Consider the following 14,536-nt stretch of genomic DNA (forward strand, 5'->3'; position numbering starts at 1 on the left):
TACGGAAGAACCTGCTGTGCCGGGACATCCTGACGCGCCACCTTTCGCAACCTCGGCGCGGTCAGGTTGCGGCTGCCGTGCTTCTGTCAGCAGAACCGGGCAACCGCGTTTTGAGAAAAACGGGCATTCCGGGTGCCCTCCTTTCCGGAACAGCGCGGCACCCATGCGGGCCTTACCAAAAACACCCTGAATGATTGCAGGATGTTTCCGGACTGTCTTGCAGCGCCACCCGACCCTGCGCGGCTTAATGGATGTGCATGATATTGCGCAGGAAGCCGGGCAGCAGCATGGCATAGGGATTCACATGCACCGCCGGGTTCCCCATCGGCCCGGTGACCTGATAGGTGGCCGAGACCACGCCGCCATTTTTTTCGGGGCTGAACAGCCAGCCCAGCAGGCCCGGCAGGTGCCCGGGTGCCGCATTGACCGCAAAGGCCGGAATGATGGTGCCATCCAGGCTGAGGGTCTTTTTCTCCAGATTCACATCGCCTGATACGGTCGCGCCGAGGGAGGCGTTGCTGACCAGCCCGTCGGCTATGTGGATCGTGCCTTCATCCATCCTGACCGGGGCGACAAGCTGCTCGATCTGCATGCCCGGCGCATGCGGCGCGCGCAGCCAGCCGTAGATCGAGGCATTGTTGGCCAGTCTGACCACGGCGGGCACGTTGCGCAGCTTGAACGGCCCCATGGTCACCTTGCCCGAGAAGGGGGCGGACGGCGTAGTGTCATCAAAGCTGCCGTTTATGTCGATCACGCCACCCTGCATCTGGTCCGTCACCTTCATGTCACGCAGCAGGTCGCCAAGGCTCGCCACATGCACGTCCAGTACGCGGCTGCCGGCCTGCGGGGTCAGGCGGGCGGTCGCGGCAACGGGCCCTTCAACCGTCAGTACCCCACGTGTCAGGCGGGTGCCGTTGGTTTCCAGATGGCTGTGCACGTTGGTCAATGTATCGGTGGGGCCATAATACAGGGTCTGGGCATCGACATTCAGGTCCCACCGCCGCCCGGGTGGACTGTTGACGCGACCGGTCGCCATTTCCGGCATGTGGTAGCCGCTGCTGCCCTGTTGGCCCGCCACCTTGGCCGCAGCGGAGGTGCCGGGCGCGGTCTGGAACGAAACCAGTGGCGAAAGGTCAAGCACCCGCGCCGCGACATTGACGCCAATGGCGTCGCTCTCGCGCTGCGGCAGCAGGACAGACGCATTGCCCATCGAACGCCCGACCCGGAACCCGCGCAGGATCAGCCGGCGCGCCATGCCCGACGCGGTCTCGGCATGACCATCGATCAGCAGGTCCGGCCCCACGGCGCGGATGTTCTCGATCGCCGCGATCTGCCCGTGGTCGAGTTCCAGCTCGACGGAGGCATTGGCTTCCTGCCCTGCCTTCTTGGACCAGATGGGAATGGCAAGTGCCGCGCGGTCAAGGTCAAGATCGATATCGACCTGCGCCCTGCCGCCCACATAGCGGTCGTAGTCCACATCCAGCTGGGCGCTGCCGGAAAAATGCTCCCCCATCTCGAATCCCGCACGCCGCACGCCCTCGGGCGTCACATGGCCGCGCAGGCTGGCGCTTTCCACCGCATGGACCATCGGCCCGTTGCGGAAGTCCATGGTATAGATCACGCTGGAGGGAATGCCCGCCAGTATCCCGCTGCCCTGCAGCAGCAGGCCATTCGTCGTGGCGTCAATGCCCAGATTGCCATTATCAAGCGGCCGTCCCACCACCACGTTGCCCAGATGCACGCCCCCCAGATCGGTATGGCTGCGCAGGTCGATCTGGTCCAGCCGCACATGCGCATCCAGCGGCAGGGCGATATGCAGCGACACATTGGCCCGCCCTGACGGATGGGTGAAGGACATGGGATGGCGCGCGAGCACATTGAGCCGCGGTTCGGCCAGCAGCGCCAGCACGTCGCGCGCATTGCCCAGCAGGGTGGTGTTGATGTCGCCCACCTGCACCTTTTCATTCAGCCCGGTAATGAGCATGGAGCCGGGACCGACCTCGATCCGTCCCGTGCCGGTGGCGTCCACGTGGCGGTCCGCCAGATCAACCAGCTGATAGGCATGGCCAAAACGGATCATGATCTGGTCCGGGCCATCGAATGTCAGGTGGGCGTCCATGTCATGCAGGGGCGCAATGGGACGCAGCCAGTGCAGTTCCATGTGATCCGCGTCGATCGTGCCGCCAAGCGATACCAGATCCAGCCCGTTCCAGCCCGTATGGCTGTCCAGCCCCATGTTGATCTCGAACTGGCGCACGCGGCCCTGCGGGATGTTCTGCGTAACCCAGCGCCGCGCGCCCTTCATGGCGCGCGGTGGCCAGAAATCCCCCAGCGACGCGAAATCGAGCGCCTGCGCGCGCGCCGCCACATCCACCTGCGCAGCTTTGGGATTGAGCACCGAACTGGCTTTGAGTTCCGCCTTCGCCTCCAGCGTCGGGCCGGTATCGTCATCCGCAGCATGGCCTGGCACGCGCAGGTGCAGGACAAGGTTGCTGAGCGCCATATGAAGCGGACCATCCAGCGGCGCCGCCGCAGGACCTGGCCCCAGCGCGCCCACCAGGTCGGCCATGCCCTGCCCCACCAGATACTGCCCGGCCTTGCGCGTGACCACCTGGCCGTTGCCTGCCTCCAGATGCAGGCTGAAGTCGCGGGGCATGAGAAAGGGCATGTTCCGCCCGCCATCACGGAAGGAGACATGCAGCCGCCCCCCCACCGGCAGGTCCAGCGGGGCGACTTCCTTCTGCCCCGGCGCGAAGGCGGCGGGGCTGATCGGATCCAGCCCGACCGTCCAGTCCACCTGCCGGGGGCCGACATGCTCGCCCGTGCCGTGCAGCACCAGGCGCTCACCGTTGCCCTCCAGCCCCAGCCGGACATCGCCCGTAATGCCACGCTGCCCTGACTCCGCCGTAACCTTCAGCCGGGCATCGGCCTCACCAAGCCGCCAGGTGCGCCCGGTCATGCGGTCGGTAAAGGTGACGTGCGTGTCTGACAGGATGGCCTGCCGCAGCCCGTCAAGGTCCACCGGCGGCGGTTCCTGCGGCTTGAGCGAGGGATAGGGCGTATCCGGCCCCAGATCGAGGCCGAATTTCCCCTCCCTGCTGCGTGCGAAGCGCAGGCGCCCGTGCGAGGCCGAGAGTTCAAGTATGCGCACCCGGCCATGGACCAGCGCCGGGCTGTCGATGGTGATGCGCCCGCGCCGCAGGGTGTCCGCCTCCGCGCCATTGCTGCGGCGGATGGACACATCCTCCACCCATATCACCAGGGGCGCGCGCAGCCCTTCATGCAGGGCATTCCAGCCCATGCGCACATGTCCCGCCGACAGGCCGCCAATGATATCCTCATGCCTGCGGCCATGGGCCACCGGAATGGGCATGATGAGCCTGAGCGCGGGCGTGACATCCAGCGGCCCGGCCGAAAGCCGCAGCGTCAGCACCAGCAGCAGCACGGCAGGCAGCGTGATGCACAGCAGCACCAGCCAGATCACCATCCTGCCGCCCGCCAGTACCGCGCGGCGCACGCGGCTGGGTGCCGGATGGGGTGGGGCGGAGGGTTGACCTGCCTGCGTCATGACGTCAACGCTACGCCATCGCGCAGGCCTGCGTGACATTCCAGCGTGTTACCGGACCCATTTCCATGGACCAGCCCATGCCGCCTTCCCCCATGCTGCACCCGTCGTGGCATGGATGTACCTGGCCCCATCCGGCGGATGGCCGGGCAGCCGCCATCCTGCGCGAAAACCTGACGGCGGCCTGCGCCCGCGCCGGGCTGGCCGATATCATGGCGCTGCCGGGGGTGGGGCCACTGGTCGATGCGGTGGGGGGAAATGCGCCATACCTGTCCGACCTGGCGCAGCGTGATATTGCCGCCTTCGTCACCCTGCTTGCCGATGGGGCGGAGGCGTGCACGCGCCGGATCCTCGACAGGCTTGCGCTCATGCCGCCGGCAGCACCCCGCGCGGATGTCATGGCCGGGCTGCGCGAGGCCAAGCGGCAGGCGGCGCTGGCCATTGCGCTGGCCGATATCGGGGGCGCATGGGGGCTGGAACAGGTAACGCTTGCCCTGAGCGAGCTGGCGGAGAACGCGCTGGGTGCCGCGGTCAGGCATCTGCTGCTGCATGCGCACGAAACCGGACGGCTGCGCCTGCGCAACCCCGAAAACCCGTGCCGGGGCAGCGGCTTCGTGGTCCTGGCAATGGGGAAGCTGGGCGCGCGGGAACTGAACTACTCCTCGGACATAGATCTGATCGTGCTGTACGACCCGGACCGCCACCCCGGTAACGAGGGGCTGCGTCATACCTTTGTGCGCATGACTAGCGATCTTGTCACGCTTATGGAAGCGCGTGATGCAAATGGTTACGTTTTCCGCATGGACCTGCGGCTGCGTCCGGACCCATCCGCCACGCCAGCCGCCGTGTCCTTTCCCGCCGCCATCCAGTACTATGAAAGCATGGGCCGCACATGGGAGCGTGCCGCCATGACCAAGGCACGCCCCGTGGCGGGGGACATTACGGCGGGGCGCCGTTTCCTCAAAAGCATTCATCCGTTCGTCTGGCGCCGCCATCTGGATTTCGCGGTAATTGACGACCTGCATGACATGAAGGCCCGTATCGACCGCCACCGTAACGCAGGACATGCCGATCTGGACAGCCTGCCGCCCGAACGCATACGCGATCCGGCCTCCGCCACGGCGTGGCTGCTGGCGCAGAATGTAAAGCTGGGCCAGGGCGGCATACGTGAGGTGGAGTTCGTGGCCCAGGCGCTGCAGCTTGTATGGGGCGGCAGGCGGCCCGAACTGCGTGACCCCACCACGCTGGGCGCCCTGCGCAGGCTGCGCCGGGCGGGCCTGCTGGAACGTGCCCAGTCCGCAATACTGGCCCGCAATTACCGCATGCTGCGACAGGCCGAGCACCGCCTGCAGATGCGCCTGGACCACCAGACCCACAGCCTGCCCGACACGGTGGACGGATTCGCCCGCTTCGCCACCTTCATGCTGGCGGCTATGCCGGGAGAACTCGCCTGCGGCATGCTGGCCGTCATGCAGCGCTCGCGGCGCATATTCGACCGGCAGTTCACCGAAGGCGGAACCGACGACCAGACCATCGCCCCCGCGGATGCAGACGCCGCCGAACGGCTGCGCGCGTACGGTTTTGCCGCGGCCGATATCGGGGATGCGCTGGTCATACTCGACCGGTGGGAGGGCAACCGCCTGCGCGCCCTGCGCTCGGAGCGGGCGCGCAAGCTCCTGCGCCGGCTCCTGCCCGCCATCATGACCCGGATCGGCAGCCGCCGGCAGCCGCTTGCGGTGCTGCGCCGCCTTGATTCCCTGTTGGAACGGCAGTGGGCGGGGGTGCAGTTCCTGTCGCTGCTCGAGCGCAATCCCGCCCTGATCCACCGTATCGTGACCGTTCTGGATTGCGCGCCCTTCCTGGCCGACCATCTGGCGCAGACACCATCCGCGCTGGACGGCCTGCTGGACATGGAGGACGGCCCCGGCGCGCTGGGCACGGCAACCGCGCTGGTGCGGCGACATGTCGCGGGTGCCCAAACGGCGGAACAGGTGCTGCCGGTGCTGCGCGGGCTGGTCTGCGGAGAGGAATTCCGCCTGTCCGTCGCCCGCCTGGAACACCGCATGGGCGAAGAACAGGCCGCCCGCGCCCGCACCGCCATGGCCGATACGGTCATGCGGGGGCTGCTGGCCGTGGTGCTGCGTGAACACCGGCGGCGGCACGGCACCGTGCCCGGGGGGGCAATGGCGGTCGTGGCACTGGGCAAGGCGGGATCGCATGAAATGATGCCGTGCTCGGATCTCGACCTCATGCTGGTATTCGACCATCCGGCCGATGCGGGGGAAAGCGTGGTACCCGCCACCGTCCCGCCCGATGGCATGGCCCCGCGCCCGCTTGCGGCCGGAACCTATTACGTACGTCTTGCCCATGCCTTTGTCGCCGCCCTGACCGCACCGGGGCGGGAGGGACCGCTGTATGAGGTGGACATGCGGCTGCGGCCCTCGGGTTCCAAGGGGCCGGTCGCGGTCTCGCTTTCCGCCTTCCGTCGCTACCATGCGGAATCGGCATGGACGTGGGAGCGCATGGCGCTGACCCGTGCCCGCGTGGTGGCGGGCCCGTCCCGGTTCATGGCCGAACTGCGTGAGGCAATTGCCGAAGCACTGGCCCCCGCTCCCCACGCCACCATGCAGGCGCGCGCCCAGATCATGCATGATGTCCGCCACATGCGCGAGCGCCTGGCGCGTGAACGGCCCGCCACCACACCATGGGACATCAGGCGCCGCCGTGGGGGATTGATGGATGTGGAATTCGTGGCGCAGGGGCTGCAGCTGCTGGCCCCCACGGCGGCCAGCCGCAGCCAGTCCACGCGGCTGGCGCTGCTGCGCATGGCGCGCAAGGGCGTGATAGATGCGGCCGACGCCAGCCTGCTGCGCCGTGCCGACCTGTTCTGGCGCACGCTGCAGGGGCTGATCCGCATCATATGCGGCCGTGACGTGCCCGAGACCATCCCCGCCGCCAGTCTCGAAATCCTGACGGGGGAGTTCCGTGTCCCCGATGCCGCATCCCTGCTGCGGCGCATGGACCGCATGGCCGCCGATGTCATGGCCGTATTCGACCGCCTGATCCCGCCCATCGTGGACAGGGATGCGCGCTAGGGGCTCCAGACCGGTTTCCCCCGATGCAAAAGCGTTGCATGATCGCAGGCCATACTCCCCGCCCGCACGCATCCTGCGACAACGATGGCGCCGGACGCATGCGGCCAGATCAGCAAGGCAGGTCATGAGCAAGGTTTCTCCCCCCTTCCCCGAACCCGGCAGCGTGGTTCCCGATTTCGACATGGCTGCGAATGGCGGCCGCACGGTCAGCCTGGGCGGGCTGCATGGCCATCCGTTCGTGCTGTATTTCTACCCGAAGGCCAATACATCGGGCTGCACGAAGGAAGCATGCGAATTCGAAGCCGCCCTATCCGACCTGCAGGGCGAAGGAGTCAGCGTCATTGGCGTGTCGCGTGATGGCATGCCCGCGCTGGACAAATTCGCAGCCGACCATGGCCTGACCTTTCCGCTGGCTTCCGACAGCGATGGCCGCGTGACCGAGGCCTATGGCGTATGGGTGGAAAAGTCGATGTACGGCCGCAGATACATGGGTATCGAGCGTGCGACCTTCCTGGTCGATGCCACCGGGCATCTGGTGCAGGCATGGCGCAAGGTCAAGGTCACCAACCACGTCGCCGCCGTGCGCAAGGCCATTGCGACCATGCGCCTGCAGGCGGGGACAGACGGCGGGGCGTGATCAGTAATAAGGGCGGCCCGGACCACCATACGGGCCATAGGCCATGACCGGCGGGGGCGGCGGCGGCGGCCCGTAATAGGCCATGGGGGGCGCCGGACGGTAATAGACCGGCGGCGGTGGCGGGGGGGGCGGCCCGTAGGCATCCATCATGGCCCCGCCCACGACGCCACCCACGATCCCGCCGACCAGCCCGCCGACAAACGCATCCCCCGGCCCACCACGCCCATGGGCATGGGCCTGTGGCGCCGCTCCGGCCAGCCCCGCGAGAACCATGAGCCCCGCCGCGATGCATCGTGTGTTCTTCATCACCGTGTTTGCGCTCCTGTATCGATCCGGCGGGAGAAGCCGCCCCGCCAGGACCGTTTAAACAGGACCGAAATGGCGATTTACGGGCAGGTCACGCCCTTTTCGTGCCACAAAGCGGACCGGTCCGTTACGGATGGGCGGCGTGCAGTTCCTTCAGCCCCGACGGAATCGCGAACACGCTTCCGGGCTGGGTCTCATGCGTGAGGGAGGTGGCCTGCACCATCACCTTGCCATCACGGATGACTTCCAGCATCACGCCATCATCCGTGTAACAGATCTCGCTGGGCCGCTGGTCGGTATCCTGTGTCTGCCACAGCGTGCATGGCGTGCCCGCCACCTTTGACACACCGGTACGCAGCCAGTTGCCCTGCGCGCGCTGGCCCATCTGCACATTGGCCGCGCCGGGGGCCGGAATCACGGTCCTGACCTTCTGGTCCGCGTTCACCACCGTCAGCGTACCGGCATGGTAATCGGTGATCATGTATGTCGCAGCATTCCCGGGGTCGACGCGCTGCATCATTGCACTGGCGGACCAGCGCATGCGCTGCGTCATGGACGCATTCGTGTCATGCGGGGGGTAGATGGTGTAGGTCACGTCCACATCGGCCTGCGGCGTGACGTAGGGGGTCTGGGCATCATCGCCGGTGGCGCGGGCATGGCCCAGGCCAGCCAGCAGCAGGGCGCCCGTCAGTACGGTCCGGCAGAAACCGGGGGCCAGTCGTGTCACGTCATGCAATCCTTGAAAAAAAACGGGCATCGGTCACGGCGGCCATCAGCCGCCCTTCGTACCCTTGGCGGCGGGGGTGCCAGGCGGGGGCGGCGGATCGACCTTGCGGTAGCCCTCCGGTGGCTGGAACATGCTGTCCGGTATGGGGGCGTACACCACCTTTGTCGCTTCCAGCCGGCCCTTCAGCCCGTCACCATCCACGCCTATTTCCTGCAGTACCACGCCATCCTCCGTCACGCAGGCGGTGGCGTTGCCCTGGTCGGTCGTGACATCCCACTGCGTGCAGGCGATGCCCGCGACGGTGGACGTACCCCTGCGCACGAATGTCATGGACAGGTCGAGCAGGAAGGGATTGCGGATGCCGTAGCGGGCATCGAGCTGGCTGTAGACCTTCTGCGGGTTGATGATGATGGTGACCTGGCGGCTCATGCGGTTGAGGATCGTCTCGCCCATGCCCTGCGGGCTGTCGATTCGCATCAGCCCGCCATTATAGGCGAACCATGTGCGCACGGCCTTGGGTTCATCCACCCCGTCGGGCTGGACATTGTAGTCCACCTGTACATCGCGCGTGGGCGTAAGGGGGGGATGGACGCCAGATGCATCCTGCGCGTGCGCCGGCCGCGTGTCACAACCGGATGCGATGCCCGCCACAAGCGTCACCATGCCCAGTATTCCTGCGCCCGTCCTGGTCCGCTGCCGTTGCAGGCGGGGCGTTGCATGCTTCATTACGTCTTTCCCTTCATCTGCCAAGACGGAAGCCCGCATGGGCCGCCCTGTCAACCGCATGGATGGATCATGCCCCGCGCAGGGCACGGATGGCCGCGTCCAGCGCCGGTTCCTGCCCGTTGCCCACCCATGTCGCAGGCTGCCCCGCCGCCCGTTCCAGCGCATGCAGGTAGGCGGGAGCCGGGATTTCGATACCGCCAAAACCGGCAAGGTGATCGGTGCCGAACTGGGTATCGAGCAGGGTGAACCCCCCCAGCCGCAGCCGCGCCACCAGATGGACCAGTGCCACCTTTGACGCATCGCGCATGCGGCTGAACATGCTCTCCCCGAAAAAGGCCTGCCCGATCGCCACGCCATACAGCCCGCCCACCAGCTGTCCTTCGTGGCGGACTTCCACGCTGTGGGCGTGGCCCATGGCATGAAGCTGGCAGAACAGGGTACGGATGCGCGGGTTGATCCATGTGCTCTCACGCCCCGGCGCGGGTTCCGCGCAGCCATCCATGATGGCGGCGAAATCCTGGTCCGCAACCACTGCAAAGCGCGATGACAGCACCGTGCGCATGAGCCTGCGCGGAACATGGAAGCCATCCAGCGGCAGGATGCCGCGCATTTCGGGGCAGAACCACTCCAGCTCGTCTGACTGGGCATCGGGCGCCATGGGGAACAGCCCGGCGCGATAGGCGCGCAGCATAAGCTCCGGCGTGATGGAAACCGTGTCTTGACCCGTCATGTTCCTAGGATAACCCTCCTGCATGCTCCTGTGGCCGTAACGGGCCACGGCATGCCCATGTTCACCAGGAGAAAACACCCCATATGTCCGATACCCGCCCCCGCCTGCTGCTGACCCAGCGCCAGACCCCCGCGGTAATGCAGCGCATTGAACAGAACTTTAACATACCCGACGTGCCTGGCCACAGGCTGTCGACGCGCGAACTGCTGGATGCCGCGCGCGCCTTCCAGCCCGCCGCGATCATGATATCGACCGGCCTGCCCCTGCAGGGTGACGACGTGAAGCAGTTGCCCGACTGCGTGAAAGTCGTAGCGACCGTCAGCGTGGGCACCGACCATCTGGACATCCCGGCCCTGCATGCGCGCGGCATCATTGTCACCAACACCCCCGACGTGCTGACCGAATGCAATGCCGACATGGCCATCCTGCTGATGCTGGCGGCCGCCCGGCGGGCGGGGGAGTACACCACGCTCATGCGCGATGGCTGGGGGCGGTCACTCGCCATGGATGAACTGCTGGGCACGCGCATAAGCGGCAAGCGGCTGGGCATCGTGGGCATGGGACGCATCGGCCGCGCGGTGGCCCGGCGCGCCCGCGGCTTCGACATGGAGGTGATGTATTCCAACCGCCGCCGCCTGCCTGCCGAGCAGGAAGCTGGCGCCACCTATTTCAGCACCGTTGCCGACATGCTGCCGCATTGCGACATACTGAGCCTGCACATGCCCGCAAGCCCGCAGACCGATGGCATGATCAATGCCGACCTGCTGGGGCGCCTGCCGCGCGGCGCCATCTTCATCAATGCCGCCCGTGGTGCGCTGGTGGATGAGGATGCCCTGATCGATGCCCTGCGCAGCGGCCAGCTTGCCGCAGCCGGGCTGGACGTCTACCGTAACGAGCCGAACCCGGACCCGCGCTTCCTTGAACTGCCCAACGTGTTCCTGACCCCGCATGTGGGCAGCGCCACGATCGAGACCCGGACCGACATGGGCATGCTCGCGGTAGACAACGTGGAAGCCGTGCTCAACGGCAACAACCCGCCCACCCCCGTCCTGGCCTGAACGGACAGGTGACGGCCCGCAGGGAGACAGGAACATGGGATTACCCGGCATATTCGTGGTTTTTGCGCTGATCGCCCTCCTGCTGGAGGTGCTGGCCCCGCGTTTCCATGGCGTACTGGACACGCTGCTGGCCTTCTACTGCGTCTTCGCGCTGGTGGCGGGGGGCATTGAAATCCGCCTCGTGCTGAAGGCACCACGGGCCAGCAAGGCCGGCGGACACACCTGAAGCGGGCCGGGGCACCGGAATGCAGGCAGGGTTGCCTGCTGCCGCGCCCCTGCCTGCGCTCTCAGCTTTCGCGGGCCATGGCTGCGGTGTGGGCTTTCATGTCGGCTGCGGTACGGCGCACTTCCGGCCCGTATTCGCGCTCGAGCCGCCGGATGGTGAAATGCGCCAGCGCCACCGCCCGGTAGTGCGACAGGAATGCCGCATTGAGCGACGCGCCACACAGCGCGCCTGCCACCGGCATCATCTGCAGGGCGAATTTGCGTGACAGGCCCAGCCCGTAATGGGTCGCCACCTCGCTCACCAGCATCACGACCGGGCGCCCGCGCAGCATGGCGCGGGCAGAGAAATAGCCCAGCTCGCTATCCTCGCCCATCCCCTGCCCTTTCGGCGCACCAAAGGGGAAGGCCCGCAGGGCGAACACTTCCAGGCATGCCGCGCGCGCATCCTCCTGCGACAGGTCTTCCCCCTGTTCGCGGGCGATGCGTGCGATCTCGCGCATGATGGCCAGCGTAGTGAAGCCCACATCCGCCACCAGTCCCGGCAGGCCGGTAAACCCGCCCACCGCGCCGGACACGGTCACCGCGGCCCTGAGCGCGGGATCACGCCATGTAGGGGCACCCGCCGTGGCCGATACATCCAGCGGGCGGTCCATGCCCAGTACCGCAATGTCGAACGCGCGCTTTATGGCAGTTTCGGTCGCGGACTGCAGGCGGGCCTGCAGCGTGGGGGCCAGCCCCAGCGTGCGCATGCCCAGCATCGCGGCCTGCCCCACGGCGCCACCCATCAGGTCAGCCAGGCGCACCAGTACGCCCCGCCCGGACTCGACCCGTTCCAGCGCCTGCTGGAGTTCAGTAATGCACGCGCTGTCCAGCGTCAGCGGTGCCAGTTCGTTTGCGGAACCTGCACTCATTACAATGCCTTTCGCCTGATCTTCCGAAACAATATGGACCCGTCCTCCGTCCCACGCCGTTGAGCGGTGGCTGGGGGCAGGTCGCTACGCCCATGCGGCAGTTCCCACCGTTTCAGCACCATGGCCGCCTTCTTGCAATGTGCATCACCGTATCGACAGGCATGAAACGCGACCTGTCCCTAGCTGTTCCAGCCCCCCATGCAGCACAGATGTGCCCAGTGCGCATCCGAGACCGGCACGACGGACAGGCGTGACTGCCGCACCAGCGCCAGGTCCGCCAGCGCCGGATCCGCCTTGATGGCGGCCAGCGTGACCGGGTGCGGCATGGGCCCCACGGTGCGGACGTCAACACAGACCCACCGGCCATCTTCCGCCGTGGGGTCGGGATAGGCCGCGCGCGCGACCTCCACCACGCCCACGATCTCGCGCCCGACATTGGAATGATAGAAGAAGGCCCGGTCCCCCACCTGCATGGCGGCCAGATTCTTCCTGGCCTGGTGGTTACGGACGCCGGTCCATGGTTCCACGCCGTTTTTTACCTGCTCGGACCATGAGAAGGCATCGGGCTCGGACTTGATCAGCCAGTACGCCATGACCGTTTTTTTACTCCACCCGCAGCCCATCACGAAAAACTGAACGGAACGGACGGATCACCACGCTCTCGAACAGGTCCACCTTGGCGTACGGGTCCTCCACGGCAAACCCCTCAGCCGCCGCGCGGTCGGCCACGTCCACCACCAGCAGGCTGCCGCAGGGGCGGTTTTCCGCGTCCAGCAGCGGGCCGCCATGCACCACGTGCTGCTTCCACCGCTCCAGATAGGCAAGGTGGCGCTCACGCGTTGCCTTGCGGGTTTCCAGGCTGGCGGGCCTGTCGGTACAAATGATCGCAAACAGCATGTTTTCTCCTCTCGTGGCGGGACCGTACCATGATGGAACAGGACTGGCCGTGTCTTTTCTAACGCGATAGTGTAGAGCAGGAAATCGCCAGCCCCCAGCCACGCGTGGGTGATGGCGGAAATTTTTCTTGACCCCTTTCATCGCAGGGACGGTGCCCCCGGCACGGATGGATCAACCTTGAACGCAACCCAGAGCCTTACCGCGCGAACCGGTAACCTTTTTCATCGTTATGCCAACCCGGGGCGTTTCCTGCGCATGGGGGCAAGGCTGCAGCCCTGGCTGACATGGCCCGCGCTGGTGCTCTCGCTTGCCGGAATCGTGTGGGGGCTGTTCTTCTCTCCCGCCGACTGGCAGCAGGGTGACAGCGTGCGCATCATGTACGTGCACGTACCCACCGCATGGCTGGCATCATCGGGTTATATGGGTCTGGCCGTGTGCTCGCTGCTGTCGCTGGTGTGGCGTCACCCGCTGGCCGATCTGGCGGCGGTGGAAATCGGGCCGGTGGGTGCGGCCATCACCGCCGTATGCCTGGCCACCGGATCACTGTGGGGCAAGCCCATGTGGGGTACGTGGTGGGTATGGGATGCGCGCCTGACATCCGTGCTGGTGCTGTTCTTCCTGTACCTGGGCCATATCGCGCTGATCCGCGCGTTTGACGAGCCACAGCGCGGCTACCGCGCTGCCGCCATACTGGGGCTTGCGGGCGCGATCGACCTGCCCATCATCAAGTTCAGCGTTCAGTGGTGGAACACCCTGCACCAGCCTGACAGCATTACGGTCACGGGGGCGCCGACCATGTCCACCTCCATGCTGTGGCCGCTGGGGCTGACCACGCTGGGCTTCACGCTCGGGTTCGGCGCCATCGTGCTGGCCCGCCTGCGTGCCTCGGTCATGGAAAGCCGCATCCGCACCATCCTGGCGGCCGGCCGGGGCCGCCAGTCCACCGCCCAGTCCGCTCCTTCTGCCGATAGTGCCACCGCATGACCCATCTGCCCTATATCGCCGCGGCCTATGGCCTGACGCTTGGCGTGGCCGCCATCCTGTCCATCAATGCCACGGTCCGCCTGCGCCGGGCGCGCAGGCGCCTTGCCGCAATCGAGCAGCCACGGATCCGCCAGCCGTCATGACACGCAAGAGCCGACGCCTGTGGCTGGTGCTGGCGTGCATGATCGGACTTGGATCCGCCGCAGCCCTCACCCTCAATGCCTTTTCCTCCAACATCGTGTTCTTCATGGCGCCCTCGCAGGTGCATGCAAAACCGCCCCCGGCTGACCGCACCATCCGCCTGGGCGGCATGGTGGTGGCGGGCAGCGTGCACCGCGAAAAGGTGAAGGACACCCCCGTCAACCTGTTTGACGTGACCGACGGGCAGGCCGCCGTGACCGTGCGCTACGAAGGCATCCTGCCCGACCTGTTCCGCGAGGGGCAGAGCGTGGTGGCCGTCGGCACCGTCAACCCGGACGGCACCTTCCGCGCAAGCGAGGTGCTGGCCAAGCATGACGAGACCTACATGCCCAAGGAAGTGGCGGAGGAACTGCGCCGCAGCGGCAAGTGGGACCCCCGCTTCGGCAAGGCGCCGGACGCGGCAAGCTGGAACACCATGACGGCAGCGGACGGCACGAAAAAACCGGCCACCCAGACACCTGACGGAAACTGACA

15 protein-coding genes are annotated in these 14,536 nt (G+C 66.6%); 7 read left to right on the forward strand and 8 right to left on the reverse strand.

The genetic code is table 11. The features are described 5' to 3' along the window. Positions 1-244: 244 nt before the first annotated feature. Positions 245-3,568 carry a DUF3971 domain-containing protein gene (locus tag LDL32_RS07070; RefSeq protein ID WP_233068755.1) on the reverse strand — a complete coding sequence of 1,108 codons (3,324 nt, stop codon included), beginning with the start codon at positions 3,566-3,568 and terminating at the stop codon, positions 245-247. A 65-nt stretch (positions 3,569-3,633) separates the two neighbouring features. On the opposite strand from LDL32_RS07070, the gene LDL32_RS07075 reads away from it, so the two are divergent. Next, a complete protein-coding gene (locus LDL32_RS07075) occupies positions 3,634-6,660 on the forward strand; it encodes a bifunctional [glutamine synthetase] adenylyltransferase/[glutamine synthetase]-adenylyl-L-tyrosine phosphorylase (protein WP_233065539.1) in 3,027 nt (1,008 codons plus the stop codon). Positions 6,661-6,784: 124 nt separating this feature from the next. Beyond that, positions 6,785-7,297, forward strand: a complete 513-nt coding sequence (locus LDL32_RS07080; protein WP_233065541.1) for a peroxiredoxin — start codon at positions 6,785-6,787, stop codon at positions 7,295-7,297. Here LDL32_RS07080 and LDL32_RS07085 read toward each other — a convergent pair whose 3' ends face one another. The 4 genes from LDL32_RS07085 to aat form a co-directional block, all read right to left on the reverse strand. Beyond that, positions 7,298-7,603, reverse strand: a complete 306-nt coding sequence (locus LDL32_RS07085) for a hypothetical protein (protein WP_233065543.1) — start codon at positions 7,601-7,603, stop codon at positions 7,298-7,300. 127 nt (positions 7,604-7,730) lie between these two features. Then, on the reverse strand, positions 7,731-8,330 hold the full coding sequence (locus LDL32_RS07090) for a hypothetical protein (protein WP_233065545.1): 600 nt from the start codon (positions 8,328-8,330) through the stop codon (positions 7,731-7,733). A 45-nt stretch (positions 8,331-8,375) separates the two neighbouring features. Further along, positions 8,376-9,056 (reverse strand): DUF4412 domain-containing protein, encoded by a 681-nt coding sequence (locus LDL32_RS07095; RefSeq protein WP_233065547.1) that lies wholly within the window; start codon positions 9,054-9,056, stop codon positions 8,376-8,378. Between the two features lie 67 nt (positions 9,057-9,123). Continuing rightward, the gene (aat, locus tag LDL32_RS07100) at positions 9,124-9,786 is read right to left on the reverse strand and encodes a leucyl/phenylalanyl-tRNA--protein transferase (protein WP_233065549.1); all 663 of its coding nucleotides are present in this window, start codon (positions 9,784-9,786) and stop codon (positions 9,124-9,126) included. Positions 9,787-9,869: 83 nt separating this feature from the next. On the opposite strand from aat, the gene LDL32_RS07105 reads away from it, so the two are divergent. Together LDL32_RS07105 and LDL32_RS07110 are read left to right on the forward strand one after the other, a co-directional pair. Then, positions 9,870-10,844 carry a D-glycerate dehydrogenase gene (locus tag LDL32_RS07105; protein WP_233065552.1) on the forward strand — a complete coding sequence of 325 codons (975 nt, stop codon included), beginning with the start codon at positions 9,870-9,872 and terminating at the stop codon, positions 10,842-10,844. Positions 10,845-10,878: 34 nt separating this feature from the next. Continuing rightward, the gene (locus tag LDL32_RS07110; protein ID WP_233065554.1) at positions 10,879-11,070 is read left to right on the forward strand and encodes a hypothetical protein; all 192 of its coding nucleotides are present in this window, start codon (positions 10,879-10,881) and stop codon (positions 11,068-11,070) included. A 61-nt stretch (positions 11,071-11,131) separates the two neighbouring features. Here LDL32_RS07110 and LDL32_RS07115 read toward each other — a convergent pair whose 3' ends face one another. The 3 genes from LDL32_RS07115 to LDL32_RS07125 form a co-directional block, all read right to left on the reverse strand. Beyond that, the gene (locus tag LDL32_RS07115; RefSeq protein ID WP_233065555.1) at positions 11,132-11,980 is read right to left on the reverse strand and encodes an EcsC family protein; all 849 of its coding nucleotides are present in this window, start codon (positions 11,978-11,980) and stop codon (positions 11,132-11,134) included. Between the two features lie 179 nt (positions 11,981-12,159). After that, on the reverse strand, positions 12,160-12,573 hold the full coding sequence (locus LDL32_RS07120; RefSeq protein WP_233065557.1) for an EVE domain-containing protein: 414 nt from the start codon (positions 12,571-12,573) through the stop codon (positions 12,160-12,162). Positions 12,574-12,583: 10 nt separating this feature from the next. Next, positions 12,584-12,877: a YciI family protein gene (locus LDL32_RS07125; RefSeq protein WP_233065559.1), complete on the reverse strand. Its 294-nt coding sequence runs from the start codon at positions 12,875-12,877 to the stop codon at positions 12,584-12,586. Between the two features lie 177 nt (positions 12,878-13,054). Here LDL32_RS07125 and LDL32_RS07130 point away from each other — a divergent pair, with 177 nt between their 5' ends. Genes LDL32_RS07130 through ccmE form a run of 3 tightly spaced genes read left to right on the forward strand, consistent with a single transcriptional unit; the run spans position 13,055 to position 14,534 of the window. Next, entirely contained in the window at positions 13,055-13,861 is an 807-nt protein-coding gene (locus tag LDL32_RS07130) for a heme ABC transporter permease (RefSeq protein WP_233065561.1), read from the forward strand. Beyond that, the gene (gene ccmD / locus LDL32_RS07135; RefSeq protein ID WP_233065563.1) at positions 13,858-14,004 is read left to right on the forward strand and encodes a heme exporter protein CcmD; all 147 of its coding nucleotides are present in this window, start codon (positions 13,858-13,860) and stop codon (positions 14,002-14,004) included. Before LDL32_RS07130 ends, ccmD begins: the two co-directional genes overlap by 4 nt. Then, positions 14,001-14,534 carry a cytochrome c maturation protein CcmE gene (ccmE, locus tag LDL32_RS07140; protein ID WP_233065565.1) on the forward strand — a complete coding sequence of 178 codons (534 nt, stop codon included), beginning with the start codon at positions 14,001-14,003 and terminating at the stop codon, positions 14,532-14,534. The genes ccmD and ccmE overlap by 4 nt, the downstream gene beginning before the upstream one ends. Positions 14,535-14,536: the final 2 nt, after the last annotated feature.

Origin of the sequence: Komagataeibacter sp. FNDCF1 (assembly GCF_021295335.1) — a bacterium.
Taxonomy (GTDB): domain Bacteria; phylum Pseudomonadota; class Alphaproteobacteria; order Acetobacterales; family Acetobacteraceae; genus Komagataeibacter.